The following is a 20811-nucleotide window of genomic DNA, read 5'->3' on the forward strand; positions in this document are numbered from 1 at the left end:
GAAGCGCCATGCAATCGGCAACCCCCACTCTTTCCGTGCGCAACCTGCGCACCTGGTTCCACACCCGCGCCGGCCTGGTGCGGGCGGTGGACGACGTCAGCTTCGACGTCCACCCGGGCGAGATCCTCGGCCTGGTGGGCGAGTCCGGCTCGGGCAAGTCCATCACCGGCTTTTCCATCCTCGGCCTGATCGACCCGCCAGGGCGCATCGACGGCGGCCAGATCCTGTTCAAGGGCACCGACCTGGCGACGCTGTCGCGCGAGGAACTGCGTCAGTTGCGCGGCAACCGCATCGCCATGGTGTTCCAGGACCCGATGATGACGCTGAACCCGGTGTTCCGCATCGAGACCCAGATGGTCGAGACGGTGCTGAGCCACGAGCGCTGCAGCCGCAAGGCGGCCCGGGACCGGGCCCGCGACACGCTGGCGGCGGTCGGCATTCCGTCACCGGCCGAGCGCCTGAAGGCCTACCCGCACCAACTGTCGGGCGGCATGCGTCAGCGCGTGGCGATCGCCATCGCCATGCTGCACAAGCCCGACCTGATCATCGCCGACGAACCGACCACCGCGCTGGATGTCACCATCCAGGCGCAGATCCTGGCCGAAATGCAGAAGCTGTGCGCCGAGACCGGCACCGCCATGGTGTGGGTCAGCCACGACCTGGCGGTGGTGGCGGGCCTGGCCGACCGCGTCTGTGTGATGTACGCCGGCCGCGTGGTCGAGTCCGGCAGCACCGACGACATTCTCGACCGTCCACGCCACCCGTACACCATCGGCCTGATCGGCTCGGTGCCGAGCAATGAGCACACCGGCGACCGCCTGTACCAGATCCCCGGCATGGCGCCGTCGCCGCTGGCGCTGCCGGCCGGCTGCGCCTTCAACCCGCGCTGCGCCCACGCCACCGAGCGCTGCCGCGCCGAGCAACCGCCGCTGGAGACCACGGGCGTCCGTGGCCTGCGCTGCTTCCATCCCCAGACTGGAGTGTTTTCGTGAGCCCGACGATCCTGATGCAGGCCAACCAGGTGTCGCGCCTGTTCGTGAAGCGGCCCGACTACGCCGAACGCCTGGCCGGCCTGCTGGGCGCCAAGGTGGCCTCGCACACCGTGCACGCGGTCGACCGCGTCGACCTGACCATCCACCAGGGCGAAGTGGTCGGCCTGGTGGGCGAATCCGGCTGCGGCAAGTCGACGCTGGGCCGGGTGCTGGCGGGCATCCTGCCGGCCACCTCGGGCAGCATCCAGACGCCCGCCGGCGAGCTGTCCACCCTGACCGGCCGCGCCGCGCACGCACAGCGCATGGCCACGCAGATGATCTTCCAGGACCCGATGTCCTCGCTCAATCCGCGCAAGCGGGTGCGCGACATCATCGGCGAGGCGCCGCTGGCCAACGGCATCATCGCGCGCCGCGACTACGACGACTACGTGGTGCAGGTGATGCGGCGCGTGGGGCTGGACCCCGACTACCGCAACCGCTTTCCGCACCAGTTCTCGGGCGGCCAGCGCCAACGCGTGGGCATCGGGCGGGCGCTGGCGGTCAAGCCGGGCTTCCTGATCTGCGACGAGTCGATCGCGGCATTGGACGTGTCGATCCAGGCGCAGATCCTGAACCTCTTCATGGACCTGCGGCAGGATCTGGGCCTGACCTATCTCTTCATCAGCCACGACCTGGGCGTGGTGCGGCGCATCAGCGACCGCACCGTCATCATGTACCTGGGCCGCGTGGTCGAATCCGGTCCCACCGCCGAGGTGTTCGCCGCGCCGCGCCATCCCTACACCCAGGCCCTGCTGCAGGAAGTGCCGCGGCTGTCGAACCGCAAGCGGCGCTTTCACGCCATCAAAGGCGAGATCCCGTCGCCACTGAACCCGCCGGCCGGCTGCCATTTCCATCCACGCTGCCCGCAGGCCATGGCGCGCTGCAAGACCGAGCAGCCCTTGCTGCGCGTCACGGCCGACGGCCACCAGGCCGCCTGTCACCTGCTCGATGGCGCCGCGCCCCTTCAAGGAACTCCCGCCGCATGAACCGCTTTTCCACTCCGATCCGCCGCGGCGTCGCCGCGCTGGCCCTGCTGGCGCTGCTGGCCGGCGCCGCGCCCGCCCTGGCGCGGCCGCTGCTGACCATCGGCCATTCCAGCGAGCCATCGTCGATGGACCCGCTGTTCTCGCGCACCGGCAACAACCAGGCCGCCGCCGAGAACATCTTCGAGCGGCTGGTGTCGACCGACGAGAACATGCAGATGCGGCCGGGCCTGGCCCTGTCGTGGCGGGTGGTTACGCCCGATACCTGGGAGATCAAGCTGCGGCCCGGCGTGCGCTTCCATGACGGCACGCCGTTCAGCGCCGACGACGTGGTCTTTTCACTGGCTCGCGCGCCCAAGGTGCCGAACAGCCCGGCGCCCTTCAGCGGCGCGGTGCGCTCGATCGCCGCGGTCGAGGTGGTCGATGCGCTGACGCTGCGCATCCGCACCAAGGAGCCCACGCCCGACTTCATGGAGCAGATCGGGCTGGTCTACATCCTGTCGCGCCACGCGGCGCAGGACAAGCGCTCGGAAGACTTCAACAGCGGCGTGGCGGCCATCGGCACCGGCCCCTACAAGTTCGTGCGCTGGCAGCCGGGCGACAGCCTGGAGCTGGCGCGCAACGACGACTACTGGGGCGCGCGGCCGGACTTCGAGCGCGTGGTGATCCGCTACATCGCCAACGACGCGGCGCGCATCTCGGCGCTGCTGTCGGGCACGGTCGACCTGATCGACAGCGTGCCGCCGACCGACGCCAAGACGCTCACGGACAAGGCCGGCTATACGCTCTATCGCTCGCCGTCGGCGCGCCTGATCTACCTGGCGCTGGACTCGGCGCGCGATGTCAGCCCGTTCGTCACCGACGCGCAGGGCAAGCCGATGACGGTGAACCCGCTCAAGGACGTGCGGGTGCGCCTGGCGATCTCAAAGATGTTCATGCGCGGCCCGATCACCGAGCGCCTGCTCAGCGGCGCCGGCGTGCCGGCCGGACAGATGGTCCCGGAGGGCCTGGGCGGCTACAGCCCCAACCTGCCGGCGCCCGCCTACGACCTGGCGGGCGCGCGCGCCCTGCTGGCCGAGGCCGGCTATCCGCACGGCTTCGGCCTGACCCTGCATTCATCGAACGACCGCTTCGCCGGCGACAGCGACCTGGCCCAGGCGCTGGCGCAGATGATGGCGCGCGCCGGCCTGCGCATCAACGGCGTGGTGACCCAGCCCTACAACGTCTACGCCGGCGCCAGCGGCAAGCAGCAGTACAGCGCCTTCATCTTCTCGTACGGCAACAGCACCGGCGATTCGTCCAATGGCCTGACCAACGTGCTGGCCACCTACGACAAGGCCGCTGGCACCGGCGCCTTCAACCGCGCGCGCTATTCCAACCCGGCCGTGGACCGCCTGCTGGCGCGGGCCGCGGTGGAGTTCGACCCGGCGCAGCGCGACGCCCTGCTGCGCCAGGCGGCGGAAACCGCCTTCAACGACGTCGGCATCGTGCCGCTGTATTTCCCGGTGGCCTTCTGGGCCGCGCGCGACGGCACCGTGATGCGCGCCAACAAGCTCGAACGCACCTCAATGCTGTACATACAGGAAGCAAAATGACCGCCCCCGAAGTTTCTCCCGCCGTGCTGCTGGCGGACCAGATGGTGCGCATGCGCGACGGCGTGCGCCTGGCCACCGACGTGCACCTGCCGCCCGGCTATCGCCCCGGCCAGGACGCGCCGCTGCCCGTGATCCTGGAGCGCACGCCCTACGGCAAGGCCGAGGTGTCGCGCTCGGAACAGATCGACGGCCGGCTCGGCGTGCCGCGACCCGAGGTGGCGCGCTATTTCACCGCGCGCGGCTTTGCCGTGGTGTTCCAGGACTGCCGCGGCCGCTACGGCTCGGAAGGCCACTTCACCAAGTACCTGTCGGAAGGCCCGGACGGCTTCGACACGCTGGCCTGGATCGTGCAGCAGCCGTGGAGCAACGGCCGCATCGGCACCATGGGCCTGTCGTATGCCGCGCACACGCAGATGGCGCTGGCCTGCCTGAACCCGCCGGGCCTGGCCTGCATGGTGCTGGACTCGGGCGGGTTTTCCAACGGCTACCAGTGCGGCATCCGCCAGTCGGGCGCGTTCGAGCTGAAGCAGGCCACCTGGGCCTACAAGCAGGCCAAGCTGAGCCCGGCCGCGCAGCAGGACCCGCTGGTGCTGGCCGCGCTCGAGGCCGAGGACATCCGCCAGTGGTTCACGCGCATGCCGTGGCGTCCCGGCCATTCGCCGCTGGCCAGCGTGCCCGAGTACGAGGACTACCTGTTCGAGCAATGGCGCGCCGACACCTTCGACGAATCCTGGCGGCAACTGGGCATCTACGCCCAGGGCTACTACGACGCGATTCCCGACATCCCGGTGGCGCTGATGTCCAGTTGGTACGACGCCTACGTGCGCACCACCCTGGAGAACTACGCCGGCCTGACGCAGGGCCGGCGGTCGCCGGTGCGGCTCATCATGGGCCCGTGGCTGCATGGCGACCGCAACACCACCCACAGCGGCGACGCCGAATTCGGCCCGCGCGCGGCCTTCGACGGCAACCTGGCGCGGCACTGGCTGGACTTCCGGCTGGCGTGGTTCCAGCGCTGGCTGCAGGACGCGCCGGCGGGCGCCGCGCCGGACCCGGTCGCGCGCCTGTTCCTGATGGGCGGCGGCAGCGGCGCGCGCGATGCGCAGGGCCGCTTCGACCACGGCGGCGCGTGGATCCAGGCCGACGCCTGGCCGGTGCCGCAGGCCCGCGCCACCGTCTTCTACCTGCACGCCGACGGCCGCCTGGACCCACGCGCGCCGACGGGCGAGGCGGACCGGCTGCGCTACCAGTACGACCCGCGCAATCCCGTGCCGACGATCGGCGGCGCGCTGACCTCGGGCCAGCCGGTGTTCGAGGGCGGCGGCTTCGACCAGCGCGAGGACGCGCGCTTCTTCGGCGTGCGCCAGCCCGGCCTGCCGCTGGCCGCGCGCGACGACGTGCTGGTGTTCCAGACCGAGCCGCTGCCAGAGGACCTGGCGGTGGCCGGGCCGGTGACGGTCCGGCTGCACATTTCGTCAGACTGCCCCGACACCGACTTCACCGCCAAGCTGATCGACGTCTACCCGCCCAGCGCCGACTACCCGCAGGGCTATGCACTGAACCTGACCGACGGCATCTTCCGCTGCCGCTTCCACGAGACCTGGGACGAGGCGCGGCCGCTGGCGCCGGGCAAGGTCTACGAGATCACCATCGAGCCGTTCGCCACCTGCAACCTGTTCCAGCGCGGGCACCGCATCCGCCTGGACATCTCCAGCAGCAACTTTCCGAAGTACGACGTCAACCCGAACAGCGGCGAATCGGCCGCCGACGCCCGCGAAAAGCGCATTGCGCTGAACACAGTGCATCTGTCGGCCGCCCATCCGTCCAGCGTCACGCTGTGCGTGGCCGGGCCACGGGACCTGACGCCGCTGCCCGCGCACGGGGCCCTGACATGACCCGCTAGCGCCCGCGCCGACACCTCCGCTTGCTTCATCCTTTGCCGCCGGCGAGCCGGCGGCAGGGGCTTCTTTTGTCCAACGCCATACCAATCGAGGGGATCACACCATGAAAAGAATCATCCGCCACCGCAGCACCCTGGGCGCCGCGCTGGCCCTGAGCTGCCTGAATCCGGCGCAGGCGGCCGAGACCAGCAGCGTGACGCTGTACGGGATCGTCGACCTGGGCACCACCTATGAACGCAAGGACGGCCAGTCCAGCCTGCGGCAAAAGAGCGGCAACCAGTCGGGCTCGCGCTGGGGCCTGCGTGGCTCGGAGGACCTGGGCAACGGCTACAAGGCCGTGTTCCGCCTGGAAAGCGGCTTCAACGCCAACAACGGCACGCAGGCGCAGGGCCGCCTGTTCGGCCGCTGGGCCTACGTCGGCCTGGCCGGCGGCTTCGGCGAAGTGCGGCTGGGACGGCAGTGGGTCTATGGCTTCGAGTGGGCCGGCGTCGGCTCGCCGTTCGGCACCGGCTGGGGCCAGTCGTCCAACAACGCCAGCCTGGGCTACAACGACGGCGACTTCGGCGCCGGCGGCCGCGTCAACAACGCCGTGTTCTACGCCACGCCGCGCCTGGGCGGCTGGCAGGCGGGCCTGGGCTACAGCTTCGAGGCCCACGACGGCGAGGCCTTCGCCACCAACGCCCATGACCGCGTGCTGACCGCCGGCCTGCGCTACAACGGCGGTCCGGTGGCGGCGGCGCTAACGTACGAACGGCTCAATCCGAATTCGCAACTGCCGAACAAGAAGACGGCGGGCAACCTGCAGTTGGCGGCCTCGTACGATTTCGACTGGATCAAACTGCACGGCACCTACGGCAACCTGCGCAACGCCAACACCGGCCCGTCGGCGGGCTATGGCCGGGTCAATTCGTACATCGCGGGCGTGACGGTGCCGACGAGCAAGGCCGGTTCGGTGATGGCCTCGTACCAGCGCGGCACCGGCTCGGACATCACCGGCTGGGCCCTGGGCTATCAGTACGACCTGTCCAGGCGCACCAACCTGTATGCCTACGTCAATCGCCTGGATATCCGCGAGTCGCACACGCTGCAAAGCTCGGTCGGCATCCGGCATCAGTTCTGACCGCTACAGGAACGTGCGCGTGCCCCACCACCCGGGCAGCAGTAGCGCCGCCGCCCACAGGAATGCCGAGGCCCAATTGGCGACCTGGAACGCGGCGGCGCGCATGCCGCAGATGCCGGCGATCATCGGCACGGTGGCGCGCAGGGGGCCAAAGAAGCGGCACAGCACGATGCTCAGCACGCCCCACTTCTGGATGAACCGCGCGCTGCGATGCAGCAGTTCGGGACGTTTGCGCAGCGGCTTCGATTGCGTCAGGCTCGGCCCGAACCATACGCCGCAGGCATACTGCACCCAGTCGCCCAGCGCCGCGCCCACCGCGATCGCCAGCCATACCGGCACGAAGCCGCTATCGCCCAGCCCCAGGATGGCGCCGATCGACAGCAGCAGCGCGGTCCCGGGAATCACCAGCGCCACCAGCGGCAGCGACTTCAGGAACGCGAACGCGAAGCCCAGCGGCGCCAGCCAGTCGGCGTGGGTCCGGGCGAAATCGACCAGGGTCTCCTGCAGGGAATGGAACGTCTCGAACAGCATGCGGCGTCAGCACCAGACAGGCATCAGGTCCATAGTATGCGGCCCGCGCCTCAGACGACGAGGTCGCGCGGGTCGCGCGGCCGCCGCAGCACCAGGCCGGCCAGCCGCTCCAGCGCCAGCCCCAATGCCCCGCGCTCGGGAATGCTGCCGAGCGAAATACGGATGGCATTGGGCGTGCCGGGGCCCTGGTGGAAGGCTTCCGACGAGGTCACGCTCAAGCCCTCGTCGCGCGCCACCCGCTCCAGGTCGGCCGCGGTCCAACGATCGGGCAGCGGCTGCCACAGGTGGATGCCGGCCGCCGCGGCCGGAAAGGGCCCCGGCAACAGCCGGCGCGCCAGCCGCTGGCGCGCAAGGGACTCGGCGCGCACGCCGTCCAGGATCTGCTGCGCGGCGCCGCTGGTGATCCACTGCGTGGTCAACGCGCCCATAAGCGGCGCGGCCATCACCGCGAAGGACCGCATTGCCGCCAGCACGTTGCGGCGGCTGTCCTGGTCGGGACTCAGCACGAACGCGGTGCGCAGCCCCGGCGTCAGCGTCTTGGCCAGCGTGGCGATGTAGAACACCGAGGCCGGCGCCAGGCTGGCCAGCGCCGGCGGCGCGCCGTCCAGGAACAGCGAATAGGGATCGTCCTCGATGATGCGGGCGCCACAGGCCACGGCCGCGCGCACCAGGTCGCGGCGGCGCGCCGCGCTCATGGTGTGGGCGGTAGGGTTCTGCAACGTGGGATTCAGGTAGACCAGCCGGCCGCCCTCGCGGCAGGCGCGCTCCAGCCCGGCGGGGGTCATGCCGTCGGCATCGGTCTCGGCCACCAGCACGCGGCGGCCCAGTTGCCGCGCGGCGGTCAGGAGGCCCGGGTACACCAACGGCTCGGCGACGATGCCGTCGCCCGGCTGGCTGTAGGCCAGCATCACCGCGGCCAGCGCGGCCTGCGCGCCGGGACACACCAGCACGCGGTCCGGATCGACCCGCTCGACCGACTGCGACAGCCATTGCGCCCCGGCCTCGCGCTCGGCGGGACCGCCGCCGGCCTGGTGATAGGTCATCATCACCCCCACGTCGTGGCGTTCCATGGCCTTGGCCAGGCCACGCCGCAGCAGGTCCTGCAGGTCGCAGTCGAGCGGCAGCGGCGGCATGTTCATGCCCAGATCCAGCATCTGCAAGAGCGGCTGCTCGGCCGGTCGCGCGATGAACGTGCCGAGCGGCCCGCGCGCCTCGAGCAGGCCGCGCTGCCCCGCCTCGGCGTAGGCGCGCGTCACGGTCGTCAGGTCCACCCCCAGGTGCCGCGCCAGGCCCCGCTGCGGCGGCAGGCGGTCGCCCGGCTGCATGCGGTTGGCGGCCACCGAGGTCTCGATGAAATCGGCGATCTGGCGGTAGCGGGGGCCGGCGCCGCGGACGAATTTCAGCGGCCAGGATGCATACATGTCGTCGTTATGCATTGGTTCTATTGCGCCAAAATGCCGCAACATATAGGGATACAAGGGCCAGACAGTATGGCGACAAACTCCGCTTGCGTCCATACATCGGGAAGCTTGTACGGCCTTTCCTGACCGTCGGGCAGAAGATGGGGTGAATCCGGCCGGCGGCACAGATATGTATTTCTATGAAGCCGCCCCCGTTAAATTTTCACATTCCTTAAATGTATCGAAGAAGGTTTGGCCGCCCGCTCCTTTAGATTGCGTAGCCATCACACATGGCTACCGAGGAGAGGCAAAGCGTGTCGGACATCGTCGTCTACGTCAGAAGCCAGCCCCAGTTGGGCGACCAGATCGTCGCCTTCGCGACGCTCTACCAGCTCAAGGCCTGGTGGCCCGCGCGGCAGGTCAAGGTCGTCGCGCGTGACGACGTCGGCCACATCTACCGCGGCCTGCCATGGGTCGATGAATTCGTGCGCGCCCGCAGCCTGCTGGATTACGCCCGCAGCCTGACCGCGCGGACCCAGGTGTCGGTCAGCCTGCACCACAGCAGCGAACGCTTCGGCCTCATCAACCTGCTGCGGCTGCCCGCCATCCGACTGGGCTTTCGCAATGCCCGCTTCAGCGACCTGGTGTGGACCCATTGCCATCGCAAGGACGAGGCCGAGTACATCGGCCTGGCCAACCTGCGCCTGCTGGCCGCGTACCGTCCGCTGAACGCCGAGGAGGCGGCTCGCCGCTGCTTCACCGAACTGGCCCGCGCGCACCGGCACACCCCGCTCGGCGCGGACGTGGTGTTCATTCCCGGCGGCGGCTCGGGTCCCTTCAAGCGCTGGAGCCTGGCGCACTACCTGCGGTTGGCCGACCGGCTCAAGCCGCTGCTGGGCGCCGACACCCGCTACACCTTCGTGCTGGGCCAGCAGGAAGCGCGCGAGCGCGCCGAGCTGGACGCCCTGCGGCGCACCGACATCGAGGTGGCCTATTGCCGTCCGCTGTCCGAGCTGAGCGCGATCATGTTGCGCGCGCGCCTGGTGGTGGCCAACGACTGCGGCCCGTCCCACGTGGCGCAGGCTACCGGCGTGCCCTACGTCGGCATCTTCAACAGCACCAATCCGGAATGGTTCTGGCGCCGTCGCAACGCCACCGACGTCGTGCCGCGGCATCCGCGCGACGGCATCAACTCGATCACCCCGGACCAGGTCGCGCACGCCTGTGCTCGCGTGCTGTCGCACGCGCCCGCGGCCCGCGCCTGACGCGCGGCCGTCCTTACCCATCAGGTCACACCATGCGGATCCTGCATACTCTCGGCGAAAAAAGCCTGGGCGGACTCGAATTCCGCACGCTCGACCAGGCCTGCTGGCTGGCGCGCCACGGCCACGACACGGCCATCGCCGCCCCCGCCGGCAGCGCAATCAACCTGGCGGCGCGGCAGCGCGGCATCGCCACCGTCGACATCAACTTCGACGCGCCCTATTCGCCGGTCACCGTGCTGCGGCTGCGGCGCGCCGTGCGGCGCCTGCACATCGACGTCATCGACAGCCACAGCCGCGCCGACGGCAAGACCGGCGCGTTGTGCCGCGATCTGTGCGCGGTGGTGCGCACACGCCATTTCGCCAAGCCCATGCGCAGCAGCGCACGCCGTCGCCTGGAATGGAAACTGGGCTGCGACCACGTGATCGCCACCAGCGCGGCCGGCCGCGACGCGCTGCTGGACGCCCGGCTGGCGCCGGCCTGCCGCATCAGCGTGGTGGGCGAGTGGGCCGGCGACGAATTCTTCCGCGCCACCGACAAGCAGGGCGTGCGCCGCCAGGTGCGGCGCGAGCTGGCAATGGGCCCGCACGATTACGTGGTCTCGACAATCGGCATGCTGCGCCCCGAGAAACGCCAGGCCGACCTGCTGCGCGTGGTGCTGCGGCTGCGCCGCAACGCCGTGCCGGCCACCGCGCTGGTGGTGGGCACGGCCACCGCCGACACCCAGGCGTACGCGAACGAACTGCGCATCCAGGCCGCGCGGCTCGGCATTGCCGAGCACGTGGTGTTCGCCGGCCACCGTGCCGACGTGCCAGACCTGATCCATGCCTCTGACGTGGTGCTGGTGCCTTCCGCCACCGAAGCCTGGTCGCGGGTGGTGCCGGAATCGTTCGCGGTGCGCTGCCCGGTGGTGGCCAGCAACGTCGGCGGCCTGCCCGAGATCGTGCGGCCCGGCGACACCGGCTGGCTGGCCGAGCCGGGCGACATCGCCGGCTTCGCCGACCGCATCATGCAGATCCGCGCCGACCCCGCCGCCACCGCCGCCGCCGTCGCCCATGCGCGCGGCTACGCCGAATCGCACTTCCGCCTGGCCGGCCAGATGCAGCGCACGCTGGAGGTTTATGCGCGCGCCATGGCGCGCAGTCCGGGCGGCTGAGCCGCGCGCCTGCCGAGCGCCTCAGCCTCTCATGCTTTCGCAGGCCTGGGCACACGCGCGGCAAGTGTCGGCGCAGGCCCGCATCCCGTCGATGGCGTCACAACTGGCCGCGCAGTCCCGGCATACGGCGGCGCAGACCTTACACACCTGCGCATGATTTTCCGCGCCCAACAGCATCATGTGCGCCGATGTGCGGCACATTTCCGCGCAGGCCATCATGCTACGGAAATGGCCCGGCGCGATGTGTTGTCCTCCCGCCTCCAGGCAGTGCCCCATCGCCTCTTCCAGGCAGGTTCGGTAACAGTTCAGGCAGGCGTCGATGCATTCTTTCATGGCGTCATCCATGGCGTTTCTCCTTGTATCGCATCAATGAACGACACAAGGTCAGCAACCGCCATTCCCGCCTGCGCATCTGGCCCATCCCGGCCGCTACGGCCTGGCCGCAGCGGCGTCCGCCCCCTTGGCGCGGCGCGCTAGATGAAGCCGGCCGCCCGGAACATGCGTTCGTAGATCTCGCGGATGACCGCCTGCTTGCGCAGGTTGTAGTCGGCCACCCGGTCCACGCCCCGCGCCGCGGCGTGCTTGGCCTGGGCATAGCGGTCACGGTCCTCGTCATGCGCGCGCAGCCAGTCGCGGAACATGCGATGGCGGATGTTCTCGGGGCAGTCCGGGGCGAACACATGCAGGTTGACGCGCGGCGCCGCCAATTGCAGGCAGCGATGCTGGTGCCAGGACGGCTCGCGGATCGTAAGCACGTAGCCCAGCGCCTCCAGCGCCGGCACGTACGCGGCCTCGTCGGCGGGGTCGGCCACCGCCACGTCGATATCCACCACCGGCTTGGCCGGCAACCCCGGCACCGCCGTCGAGCCCACATGATCGATGCGCAGCGCCGCCGGCCCCAGCGTCGCCGAGATCTCGGCGGCAAGGCGCGCATAGCGCGCGGGCCAGTCCGGGTCGTACGGCGCCACGGTCACCGCCTCCGGCGCCGGCTTGCCGCGCACCCATGGATCCTCGTCCGGATCCGAGTCGTAGTGCCGCATGATGTCTTCAGGCGTGGGCATTGCGAGTCCTTGAATAACGAACCGCTATTGTAGGAAGCCTGCGTCAGCGCGCGGGCAGGCCGTCCAGCCACGCCGCCATGTCATCGGCCACTTCGCCCATGCGGCTGACGCCGTCCGCGTCGCGCAGGCCATGGTCCAGCCGCGGATAGGCACGATAGGCGATATGGCGCTGCCCCGCGCGCCGCAGCTCCTCGACCATGCGTTCGACCGCCCCCGGCGACACCGAGGCGTCCCGTCCGCCCTGCACGATCAGCAACGGCGTGCGCACGCGCGCGAGCACCGCCTGTTGATCCAGCGCCAGCGCCTGCCTCCACCACGCATGGCCGTGGCTGCTGGCGACCAGGTCAGACGACGGCGTCTCGCGCAGGAACGCGGCGAACTCCCGGAACCCCGCCGCCGAGTCCGCCTTGGCCTCGGCGGGCGTATCGGCGGCCTCGATGGTGTGCAGCACGTCGTCGAGGAACCAGCGCCCGCCGCCGTTGAAGGCGATGCTGGCGTCGACCGACCCGCCGCGCGCGGCCAGCAGGTTGGCCACCACCGCGCCTTCGCTGCCGCCCAGCGCCACCACGCGCCGGTACGCGCCATGGCGGCGCAGCAAAGCGATCACGGCTTCGTAGTCGCGCACGCGCTGGTCGAAGTCGTCATGCAGCAGATACGCCCGCGGACAATCGGCGCGGTTCTCGCCGTCGTCCTGCTGATACGGCAAGGCGGCATCGATGCCGTACTTGTCGACCGTCAACACATCGGCCGCCGGCAGCGCCCGCCACAACTGCTCGCGGATCGCGCGGTTGTGGCGCACGCTGTTGCAGTCGGATCCCTGCATCACCACCAGCAGGCTGTCGGCGGTCCGCGCCGGATCTCGCTGCTGCAGGTAATAGGCGATCGACGAGCCGTCGGGGCGCGGCAAGCGGCCCTGCTCAAGCAACTGGGCGTGGACGGGCAGGCAGGCGGCCAGGGCGGCGGCGGCCGATAGCAGCGGGCGGATCCAACGCTGCCGCAAGCGCAGGCAAACCCGCGGCGTTTCCTTGATTTTTGTACCAGGCGTCATGCTGCGAAGGATACGCCACGTCCAGGCGTCCGAGTTTTCGCCCACGGCTTCCGCGTCAAAGCTGCGGTCGTCTGGCCCGCGCCAACAATCCAGACGCATTGGCAAAACGCTGATCTTCACCTCGCCCATGAAGGCCAGCTTGCGGCGGTGGTGCGGGGTATCGCGGGCGCCTGACGATCCGGACTACCAGGGCGGAAACATCAGGAACAGCCCGATCAGTAAAACGGCGGCCAATAGCCACATCAGGAATTTTCTGTTCTTCATGGCGAACTCCAAGAGTCGCTGGGCGGATCATGGCCCAGGCACCGGGCCCTCCCGCCTTGGCGGATTCGGGCACCGCGCCTGCGGCGTGCAGCAATGACGGCTCTGATCATTCCTCGCGGCGATCCGTCATCACGCTACCGTCGCCCAGTTCAGTACCCGTCACCGGGTCGGCAGCGGGATCCGACGCGGTACGGGCGACCATGGCCTGCAACGCCATCGTTTCATCCTCGGTAAGACCTACCGATGCAAGCCCGTCTCCGTCGATTGCGCATTGCGCCTCGCGCTCAGACACGTAGGTGAAGTTCTCGTCGCTATTCCACGACCCACGCATATCGCCCTCGCCCTGCGACATATTGAAATAGACGTTCGCAAAGCTCGGATCGCCCGGCAGCTTGCCAGGAGGGAAGTTCGGCTCCATCGAGTACAGCGCCTTCTCGAACGAGCGCTGATGCGACACTTCACGCGTCATCAGAAAGCCCAGCGCCTCCTTGACGCCTGGATCGTCGGTCGCATTGATCAGCCGTTCGTAGATGATCTTGGCCCGCGCCTCGGCGGCAATGTTCGAACGCAGGTCTGCGGAAGGGTCGCCGATGGTATCGATATAGCCGGCGTTCCATAGCTGGCCGCCGGAGTTGACCAGGGCCGGGCCACCGCCGAACAAAAGCTGCGTCACGTGCGAATCGTTGCCCGGCCCGTTCAGGCGGCGATAGATCTCGGCTTCCGATTCGGTGGCCTCGGCCAGTACGCCCTTCGCGCCCTTGTTGAGCATGGCCACCATCGTACCGATAACTTCCAGATGGCTCAGTTCCTCGGTGGCGATATCAAGCAGCATGTCTTTTCGTCCCGGATCGTCCTCCGCCAGGGCCTGAGTGAAGTATCGACAGGCAGCCGCCAATTCCCCCTGCGGCCCCCCGAACTGCTCCAACAGCAAGTTGGCCAGCCCAGGATTCGTCTGCGCGACGCGCACGGTGTACTGCAAGCGTTTGTTGTGAGCAAACATGGTCATCTCCCGATTTCCCGTCCTCCATTGGCCGGGCCGGAACGCTGAAAGCAACTGCCATGCCGAAACCTGGGACTTTCCCAATTTTCTCAACGACATATATGAAGGCCGCGCCGCTCCAAACGCGTTGATGGCATCTTGCTTAGTCATGCCTCAAGCACTCCACTTTAGGTTAGTCAACTAAGCAAATAGTATGGCAAGTCTACTAGATTCCCAAGCGGTTAATCTGCTAAACATGAACACACTGCAAGATCGAATCCGGGAAGCGGCTGCCGAGGCCCGCATATCTCAATCGGAATTGGCCCGCCGCCTTGGCTTGACACGCGGGGCCGTGTCCTTCTGGTTCACTGGAACGACCAAGGAACTGGCCGGCGATAACCTAGTGGCCGCAGCCCAGGCGCTGGGAGTCAACCCGACCTGGCTGGGCACCGGCAGGGGGCCGAAGTCCCCGGATTCGGTCCCACTTTCTCCCGTTTTCGATAGCAACGTGGCACCGTCGTCCGTAGGCTCTCGGCGCGTGCCGCTCATCAATTACGTCCAGGCGGGCGAATTGACCGAGATCGGCGCCGCTTTCTCGGGAGAAGCCTTCGAGTACCTACTTACGGACATGCACCTGTCGAATCACGCCTTTGCGCTTGAGATCGCTGGGCTGTCCATGTCCCCGGAGTTCAAGCCCGGGGACCGCATCATTGTGGATCAGGAGGTCTGCCCCCAACCCGGCGACTTCGTGGTCGCGCGCAATGGCGGCTTCGAGGCCACATTCAAGAAGTACCGCCCACGCGGCATAGATGAACAGGGCAACGAGGTTTTCGAGCTGGTGCCACTCAACGATGACTTCCCCACGCTCTACAGCGCACGCGAACCGCTCATCATCATTGGCACCATGATGGAACACCGCCGCTACTACCGCCGCGGCTAGCTTCCCCCTCCCGCCCCACCCAAGCCGCCTCTAGGCGGTTTTTTCGTCCGACTAACCTGCTAAACATGAGACGAATAGTAGACCTGACTACAAAGGCGAGCGATATGTATAGTTCATTCAACATCGCGACACCGCTCTTTAACAACCGAGGCCGCCCGCCCCCGAGAGGGAGGACGGGCGAAACAGGATCACCCAGGCCAACGCCTGGCCCCTGTGTGCTTGGCGCGAAGTTCAGCCAAGCAACGCCCAGCCGGGCGTGGCGACGATAACCCCGGCGGTTTCACTTCACCCTAAGCAGTTCGGGAAAGGTGACAGACAACGATGCACCGTTCAGCCTGTACTAAACGCGCATTTCGACGAATAAGCCGGAGGGCAAGGCAAGTTGATTGGTTTGCCAATCTTCTAACTACTGCCTGTTTCACCTTTACCCCATCGCCTCCTAAACAGAACGTTAGACTCGTCGAGTTTGCATACGCATAAACGGCGGAGTTCAGCCGCTACTTCCGCTCCATACTTTTCTATCTGGTCGAGCGCGATGAAAACCTGCTTATCGCTTCGCAGGTACTCCCAGAGGAATTGCGCTACTGCGCTATTTTCCACGTTCTTGAAGAGAGGAGAATCGTGTATCAATATAGGAAGCTGAGTTAGGGAAAGGATGGCCAAATCGAAGATAATGAGGTTGGCATACGCCGTGCCAGTACCTGTGTCGTCAACGATCTTAAATTTATAACCATCCTCCTTCAGAATAAGGGTTGGCGCGCGCACTCCCTCGCCGTAGACTCGTACGACAATCGCCGCAATTTCTTCGTTGACGTACTTTTCTATATCCGCGACGACGCGGGCTTTCACTCCAGACAATACAGCCTGTAGAGTCTTTAGCCCGCTGTCCATCTCGGTCTTTTTCTCAAAGAGCGAGTTCTGGCTTCTCAGACGGCTCCACCGTTCCGACAGAGTTGCCACCCTGTCTACGAGGGCCACCGGGTTTTCAAAGTTCTTCAACCGCGCTGCAATTTCAACATCAAGCCCTTGAATTTTTTCGTCTATCTCTTGAAGTTGAACACTCAGGTTCTTCTGATTTTCCTGCAGCTCTTTCTTCAGCACACCCGCTATCGAACTGTGAAAAAGTTCAATCTCGGCAATGCGTTCGGAATTCACCGAGGGAAAAAAATCTTGCAATGCCTCGAACTGCTTACTTTGAATATACTTACTGCCCTTTAAGTTGCGCTCCGTACGTTGCAGCCGAGATTGCAAATCTAGACGATGCGTAAGCAGGGCATCCTTGGTTTTCTTCAATTCCAGAAGATCCTTATCCACCACCTCGCGAATATTCAATGCGAACTTTGCGAGATCTGCTCGAATCGCATCAACCTCGTCGGTTATTGACTGTAGTTCGACCACATTACTTGAGTAAGTAGTCTTCGTTATAGGCTCGACAATTGAGTGCCTGATTGCGCCGTACAGTGCCTTTCGCTGTGCCGCCTTTTCAGTCAAGGCAGTTTGGGCCTCCTCTATTTCACCATACCGGTCGAAGAGCTTTATCAGCGCCAGCACGCAGTCAGCGCCACTTTCTGCCGCTACAGCATGTAGCGGGTATTGCACATTTTTAATGTTCGACTTCGGCCAAATGCGCGAATACAAGCCCACCACACCCCTAAAGGAAACCGATTTCACGCCTGGCAGGTACATGGTTTTCAGCCAAGCCGTGAATTCTTTCGTGCTTAGCTCATCCACCGGCGCATATGCTGCATCACAACGAAAAACAATTTTCTCGTTAATCGTATCGCGGCGAAAGTGGAACAATTCCGAGTCAAACTGGAACGTGAATTCGTAACTGTGGTGCCCGAGAGCGCGAATCGCGTCGAGATTAAACTCGAGGAAGGAATCGCCGCCGAATGCAAAATCGACCAACATAAGAGCCATCGACTTCCCGATGGAGTTCGTGGCATTCTCATCGCCCAGAACAACATTCAGCCCCGAGTGAAACTGAATCGAGCCCTCCCTTAACACCGAGGATCGAATTTCAATCAACATAACGTATGACACCCGTTGAAAAATCGACGCTGATTTGATTCAGGATGAAAAGCACATCCAGTGCGAATATGAATTCGTCTACGCCTTTAAACTGATCCTGAACTTCCTCATAGAGATCAGAAATCTGCACCATTTCTCCTCGCCTAACAACCGAGGGCAATCTTGCAAGAATAGATTGCTCAAACGATATGAATTTGCTAGGCGTGATCATTCGAACAACTCGCAATTTTGCACAAAAAAGGCTGCTATCACCCCCGAAGCCTCCTGAGACGCAGCCGGCCGCTTTGACTGTATCCATTGGACAGCGTTTTCGTAAATCTGCTGTTGTGGCAGCCCTAGCGCCTTCTGCTTTAGGTAGAAGCTCTTCACTTGGTGCGCAATGAGTACAGCTTTATTTGGATCCAATCGCTCCAAGTCGGAAAACCTATCGCGGACAAAAATATAGAAAGCAGCCACATCACTCTTTATTTTTCTTTTTGTGAGCGGCCGCACAGATTGATCAAGTTTAGCATCCACGCGTTTGGCTTCAAAACTATCATCGGCAGGAAAATAGGCCGCAACATCGCAGAGTGAATCTATTATTTCATTTAGTTCACGCTCAATTTCGTACTGGAGAAATATCCGCTTCTGCTCATCCCCCATAAGCAACGCTCTCTTAATCTCGACGAGCTCACGGTACTTCTCGATAGTTTTTCCATTGTCGTATATCGCATGACAAGAGAAGCAAAGTGGAATCAAATTCTCCGAGTCGTTTACATCGCTGAAAAGCCGCGCCTCCCCAAGAAGCAATGCTTCTTCCTGCGCCGTTGGGTTGAGAGGATAAATGTGAGCGATCTCGAACTGCCGATAGTTCCGCCCACCCTTTCTTAGGAAAAGTGGTGCGCCACAAAGCGGGCAAGCGCCGTCTACCTGCGCGCAAAGCGCCAACTCGTCGGGCTTACTGATGCCGACTCGCGCCTTTGGCTGTTTCACACCTGATTTCGTCTTGGAGTTCATCGAGCAAGCATATGAGTCGATCTGTCCGGTGGTCCGCAGGACCACCGAATGCGGGAAAACTCTAAAAACAATTCACAGAGTATCAAATTGTAGAGATTGCCGCTCGTATCCATTGCGCCGGCGCGTGCCCAGGAGTGCTGTGCGAAAGAATGCCGGCGAACTTATAAGCACCCCCTGTATACGACAAGCGCCTGCAAAAGCCGATACAACCGGTGCCACGAAGTACCCGCACGCGCGGAGGCTTTGGCTATGACGAACATCTTAATGAAGCATCAGCCTCGAGAGTTCTGCGCCGGCTTTATCCACCTTAACCTTATATAGACCTCGGAGGCCCAGCATGCTTACCGCCCTCATACGATTCCTGGAAGAACTGATCGACATTGCCAACTTCGGCCGCGACGTCAGCAAGTAGCACCGCAAGCCCCGCACGCCGGGGCGGCTTCGGAGAGCGGGCCGGCGCCGCTTCGTCACCGGCGCAAAAAGTGACTTTCTTCCTGGAAGTGAACTGATCGGGCCTTCCGGCCAGCTCTACGAAGCCTCACCACTGCGCATCCGCGCAAATTCCCATGACCTCATCTATCCCCGCCTTCTGGTGGGGCTTGGCGCTGCTCGCCCTAGTGGCGGTGGCTTTGGTCCCCATCGGCAACTACTTCATCCGCCGCTATGTCGCGGCCGATCCCTGGAGCGCCAACCAATGAACACCATCAGCGCAAGCGCGCCCCCGGCACGCATCCGCCCCCTGCGCATCGCCGCCAAGGCGGCCCGCAAGCTGGGCGACTTCATCGCACCCCGCGACCACGCCGGCAAAGGCAACTGGAGCAAGGACGCGGATATCCCACCGTGGATCGGCTGGCCAGCTGGCGTGGCTATGGCGGCGTTTTCTCTCTTTGGACACCAGGTATTGCGTTGGGCAATTCAACTGGTCACGTAGTCGACGATCGGTCTCATGGCACTCAATCTGGCAAGACCTTGATAGCACCCGTCCGAATTACCTGCCGCATAACCTCTGCCCCCCAAACGCTCTGAAGTCGGTCGCAATTGCGCATTGTCTCCGTCAGTTCCATCCTCTCGAACTTTCCGTCGAGCCCTTGCATCAGGCCACTAGGACTCTTAGCCGACGACTCAGCTGAGGTCCGAAGACGGCGAGCGACGCCAACGAATTCGTTAAAGACAACTCCGCCCGCAGGGCTCTTCACGTTTGATTTGGCCGCCTTCAGATCATCAATCAATGCCTGTATGTGCTGAGGCGATGGAACTTTGCCATCTCCAGCCCAGGTGTCCAGGCAATTGCGCACCTCTTCGAATAATCGCAACGCACCTTGCAGGGCGACCCACTCCGCGACTGCTTCTTCCCGTGCCTGTTCGCGACGCCGGTCCCAGCTTTGCCAAAGTGGCACCGCAAGGGCAACAACAACCGCTGCAAGCGTGCCCATTGCAGCGACGGCGTCCCAATTGATGGGGCCAATTTTTTCCCAAGGAGTGAAGATCCAGGCAGAGGCCGAGGCTACTGAGGAAACCGCCAGGGCCTCTGGCCAATTGCTGTTTGACATATCCCACCCGGTTAATGGCTGATCTGGGCCGCATCGTATCCCAACCCTTCCAAGGTGTCAGCCGCCCCGCCGGCCGGCCCAGCCCCCCTTTTGTCCCCTCACTTCAATCAGAGAAGACCATGGCAAAAAAATCGAAAGACGTTTATGGCGCAGAAGGCCAAAGCAACCTGCTCAACTTCGACCCAGCCAAGCTGACCCTCGTCACAGACGAAAACAGCCCGCTCTACGACGCGCGTGTCCATCTGCCGGTGGACGAAGCGCTGGCCCGCAATATCGACTACCAGGGCGTGCTGGAACCCATCGCAGTCTCCAAGAACCCCAAGACCGGCGAAACCGAGGAGGTCTTCGGGCGCCAACGCGTCAAGGCGGCCCGTCTCGCCAACGAATGGCGGCGCCACCGCGGCGAGCCCGAGCGACAGATTCCCGCAGTTGTGTACGCCGGCAAGCGGCAATCGGCTCTGGACGCCATTGCTAGCGAGAACGAGGCCCGCACAGCCGACAGTCCGCTCGGCCGCGCCGAGAAGATGCGCCGGCACCTGGCATTGGGCAAAGGTGAAGACCAGATTGCCGTCATCTACAACTGCAGCGTCGCCACGGTACGCGACACGCTGGCCCTTCTGGATAGCCCCAAGGTCGTGCAGGATGCCATCGAGGCCGGGCAAATCACCCTTACCCATGCCAAAGCCCTGGCGAAACTCAAGCCCGAAGAGCAGCGCGCCAAGGTGGCCGACCTGGTCGCAGCTGGCAAGGACGCCACGCCCCACCAGCGCAGCCGCAAGCAAGCCGCCGTCATGGGCGAGCGGCCCCGTGTCAAATCTCGCAAGCAGATCCAGGCTGCCATGGTAGAGGCGCAGGGTGCCTATGCGGCGGCGCTGCGCTGGGTCTTGGGCGAAGAGGACGGGGCGCCACATGCCCGCAACCCAGACTGAACTAACAGCGAAAACTAGGCCATATCAAAGCGA

Annotated in this window: 21 protein-coding genes; 11 read left to right on the forward strand and 10 right to left on the reverse strand. The window is 65.0% G+C overall.

The features are described from left to right. The first annotated feature begins 8 nt into the window (after positions 1-8). The 5 genes from HV783_RS20150 (at position 9) to HV783_RS20170 (ending at position 6630) form a co-directional block, all read left to right on the forward strand. Complete coding sequence (locus HV783_RS20150; RefSeq protein WP_175166574.1) at positions 9-992, forward strand: ABC transporter ATP-binding protein; 984 nt, start codon at positions 9-11, stop codon at positions 990-992. After that, positions 989-2017 (forward strand): ABC transporter ATP-binding protein, encoded by a 1029-nt coding sequence (locus HV783_RS20155; protein WP_217484240.1) that lies wholly within the window; start codon positions 989-991, stop codon positions 2015-2017. The genes HV783_RS20150 and HV783_RS20155 overlap by 4 nt, the downstream gene beginning before the upstream one ends. Further along, on the forward strand, positions 2014-3609 hold the full coding sequence (locus HV783_RS20160) for an ABC transporter substrate-binding protein (protein ID WP_175189757.1): 1596 nt from the start codon (positions 2014-2016) through the stop codon (positions 3607-3609). The genes HV783_RS20155 and HV783_RS20160 overlap by 4 nt, the downstream gene beginning before the upstream one ends. Continuing rightward, positions 3606-5504: a CocE/NonD family hydrolase gene (locus HV783_RS20165; RefSeq protein WP_175189758.1), complete on the forward strand. Its 1899-nt coding sequence runs from the start codon at positions 3606-3608 to the stop codon at positions 5502-5504. The genes HV783_RS20160 and HV783_RS20165 overlap by 4 nt, the downstream gene beginning before the upstream one ends. 109 nt (positions 5505-5613) lie before the next feature. Next, positions 5614-6630: a porin gene (locus tag HV783_RS20170; protein ID WP_064527285.1), complete on the forward strand. Its 1017-nt coding sequence runs from the start codon at positions 5614-5616 to the stop codon at positions 6628-6630. A gap of 3 nt (positions 6631-6633) precedes the next feature. Here HV783_RS20170 and HV783_RS20175 read toward each other — a convergent pair whose 3' ends face one another. Together HV783_RS20175 and HV783_RS20180 are read right to left on the reverse strand one after the other, a co-directional pair. Continuing rightward, on the reverse strand, positions 6634-7161 hold the full coding sequence (locus HV783_RS20175; RefSeq protein WP_064527280.1) for a DedA family protein: 528 nt from the start codon (positions 7159-7161) through the stop codon (positions 6634-6636). A gap of 50 nt (positions 7162-7211) precedes the next feature. Further along, positions 7212-8597: an aminotransferase-like domain-containing protein gene (locus tag HV783_RS20180; RefSeq protein ID WP_054503190.1), complete on the reverse strand. Its 1386-nt coding sequence runs from the start codon at positions 8595-8597 to the stop codon at positions 7212-7214. A gap of 278 nt (positions 8598-8875) precedes the next feature. On the opposite strand from HV783_RS20180, the gene HV783_RS20185 reads away from it, so the two are divergent. Together HV783_RS20185 and HV783_RS20190 are read left to right on the forward strand one after the other, a co-directional pair. Continuing rightward, on the forward strand, positions 8876-9826 hold the full coding sequence (locus tag HV783_RS20185) for a glycosyltransferase family 9 protein (protein ID WP_175189759.1): 951 nt from the start codon (positions 8876-8878) through the stop codon (positions 9824-9826). 32 nt (positions 9827-9858) lie between these two features. After that, complete coding sequence (locus HV783_RS20190) at positions 9859-10980, forward strand: glycosyltransferase family 4 protein (RefSeq protein ID WP_175189760.1); 1122 nt, start codon at positions 9859-9861, stop codon at positions 10978-10980. A 21-nt stretch (positions 10981-11001) separates the two neighbouring features. Here HV783_RS20190 and HV783_RS20195 read toward each other — a convergent pair whose 3' ends face one another. The 4 genes from HV783_RS20195 to HV783_RS20210 all read right to left on the reverse strand — a co-directional run bounded on the left by HV783_RS20195 (position 11002) and on the right by HV783_RS20210 (position 14353). Further along, positions 11002-11325 carry a four-helix bundle copper-binding protein gene (locus tag HV783_RS20195; RefSeq protein WP_054503193.1) on the reverse strand — a complete coding sequence of 108 codons (324 nt, stop codon included), beginning with the start codon at positions 11323-11325 and terminating at the stop codon, positions 11002-11004. Positions 11326-11453: 128 nt separating this feature from the next. Further along, positions 11454-12041: a GrpB family protein gene (locus tag HV783_RS20200; protein ID WP_175189761.1), complete on the reverse strand. Its 588-nt coding sequence runs from the start codon at positions 12039-12041 to the stop codon at positions 11454-11456. 43 nt (positions 12042-12084) lie between these two features. Continuing rightward, positions 12085-13089, reverse strand: coding sequence for an alpha/beta hydrolase family protein (locus HV783_RS20205; protein ID WP_254603972.1), 1005 nt, complete (start codon positions 13087-13089; stop codon positions 12085-12087). A gap of 370 nt (positions 13090-13459) precedes the next feature. Further along, positions 13460-14353, reverse strand: coding sequence for a manganese catalase family protein (locus HV783_RS20210; RefSeq protein WP_064527301.1), 894 nt, complete (start codon positions 14351-14353; stop codon positions 13460-13462). A gap of 235 nt (positions 14354-14588) precedes the next feature. On the opposite strand from HV783_RS20210, the gene HV783_RS20215 reads away from it, so the two are divergent. Beyond that, the gene (locus tag HV783_RS20215) at positions 14589-15272 is read left to right on the forward strand and encodes a LexA family protein (protein ID WP_175189762.1); all 684 of its coding nucleotides are present in this window, start codon (positions 14589-14591) and stop codon (positions 15270-15272) included. Positions 15273-15674: 402 nt separating this feature from the next. Here HV783_RS20215 and HV783_RS20220 read toward each other — a convergent pair whose 3' ends face one another. From HV783_RS20220 to HV783_RS20230, 3 genes are read right to left on the reverse strand one after another with little or no spacing between them, the layout of a single operon-like run. Next, positions 15675-17303, reverse strand: a complete 1629-nt coding sequence (locus tag HV783_RS20220) for a DUF2326 domain-containing protein (RefSeq protein ID WP_175189763.1) — start codon at positions 17301-17303, stop codon at positions 15675-15677. Beyond that, complete coding sequence (locus tag HV783_RS20225; RefSeq protein WP_175189764.1) at positions 17293-17514, reverse strand: ABC-three component system middle component 7; 222 nt, start codon at positions 17512-17514, stop codon at positions 17293-17295. Before HV783_RS20225 ends, HV783_RS20220 begins: the two co-directional genes overlap by 11 nt. Beyond that, positions 17511-18299 carry an ABC-three component system protein gene (locus tag HV783_RS20230; protein ID WP_175189765.1) on the reverse strand — a complete coding sequence of 263 codons (789 nt, stop codon included), beginning with the start codon at positions 18297-18299 and terminating at the stop codon, positions 17511-17513. Before HV783_RS20230 ends, HV783_RS20225 begins: the two co-directional genes overlap by 4 nt. Positions 18300-18865: 566 nt before the next feature. Here HV783_RS20230 and HV783_RS29635 point away from each other — a divergent pair. Then, a complete protein-coding gene (locus tag HV783_RS29635; RefSeq protein ID WP_302477811.1) occupies positions 18866-18997 on the forward strand; it encodes a hypothetical protein in 132 nt (43 codons plus the stop codon). Then, positions 18994-19230, forward strand: coding sequence for a hypothetical protein (locus HV783_RS20235; protein ID WP_175189766.1), 237 nt, complete (start codon positions 18994-18996; stop codon positions 19228-19230). Before HV783_RS29635 ends, HV783_RS20235 begins: the two co-directional genes overlap by 4 nt. Positions 19231-19252: 22 nt before the next feature. On the opposite strand, the gene HV783_RS20240 is transcribed toward HV783_RS20235, so the two are convergent. After that, a complete protein-coding gene (locus HV783_RS20240; protein ID WP_175189767.1) occupies positions 19253-19849 on the reverse strand; it encodes a hypothetical protein in 597 nt (198 codons plus the stop codon). A 119-nt stretch (positions 19850-19968) separates the two neighbouring features. On the opposite strand from HV783_RS20240, the gene HV783_RS20245 reads away from it, so the two are divergent. After that, positions 19969-20778: a ParB/RepB/Spo0J family partition protein gene (locus tag HV783_RS20245; protein WP_175189768.1), complete on the forward strand. Its 810-nt coding sequence runs from the start codon at positions 19969-19971 to the stop codon at positions 20776-20778. The last annotated feature ends 33 nt before the right edge of the window (positions 20779-20811 follow it).

The sequence above is a fragment of the Achromobacter dolens genome (assembly GCF_902859745.1).
Lineage (GTDB): Bacteria > Pseudomonadota > Gammaproteobacteria > Burkholderiales > Burkholderiaceae_B > Achromobacter > Achromobacter dolens.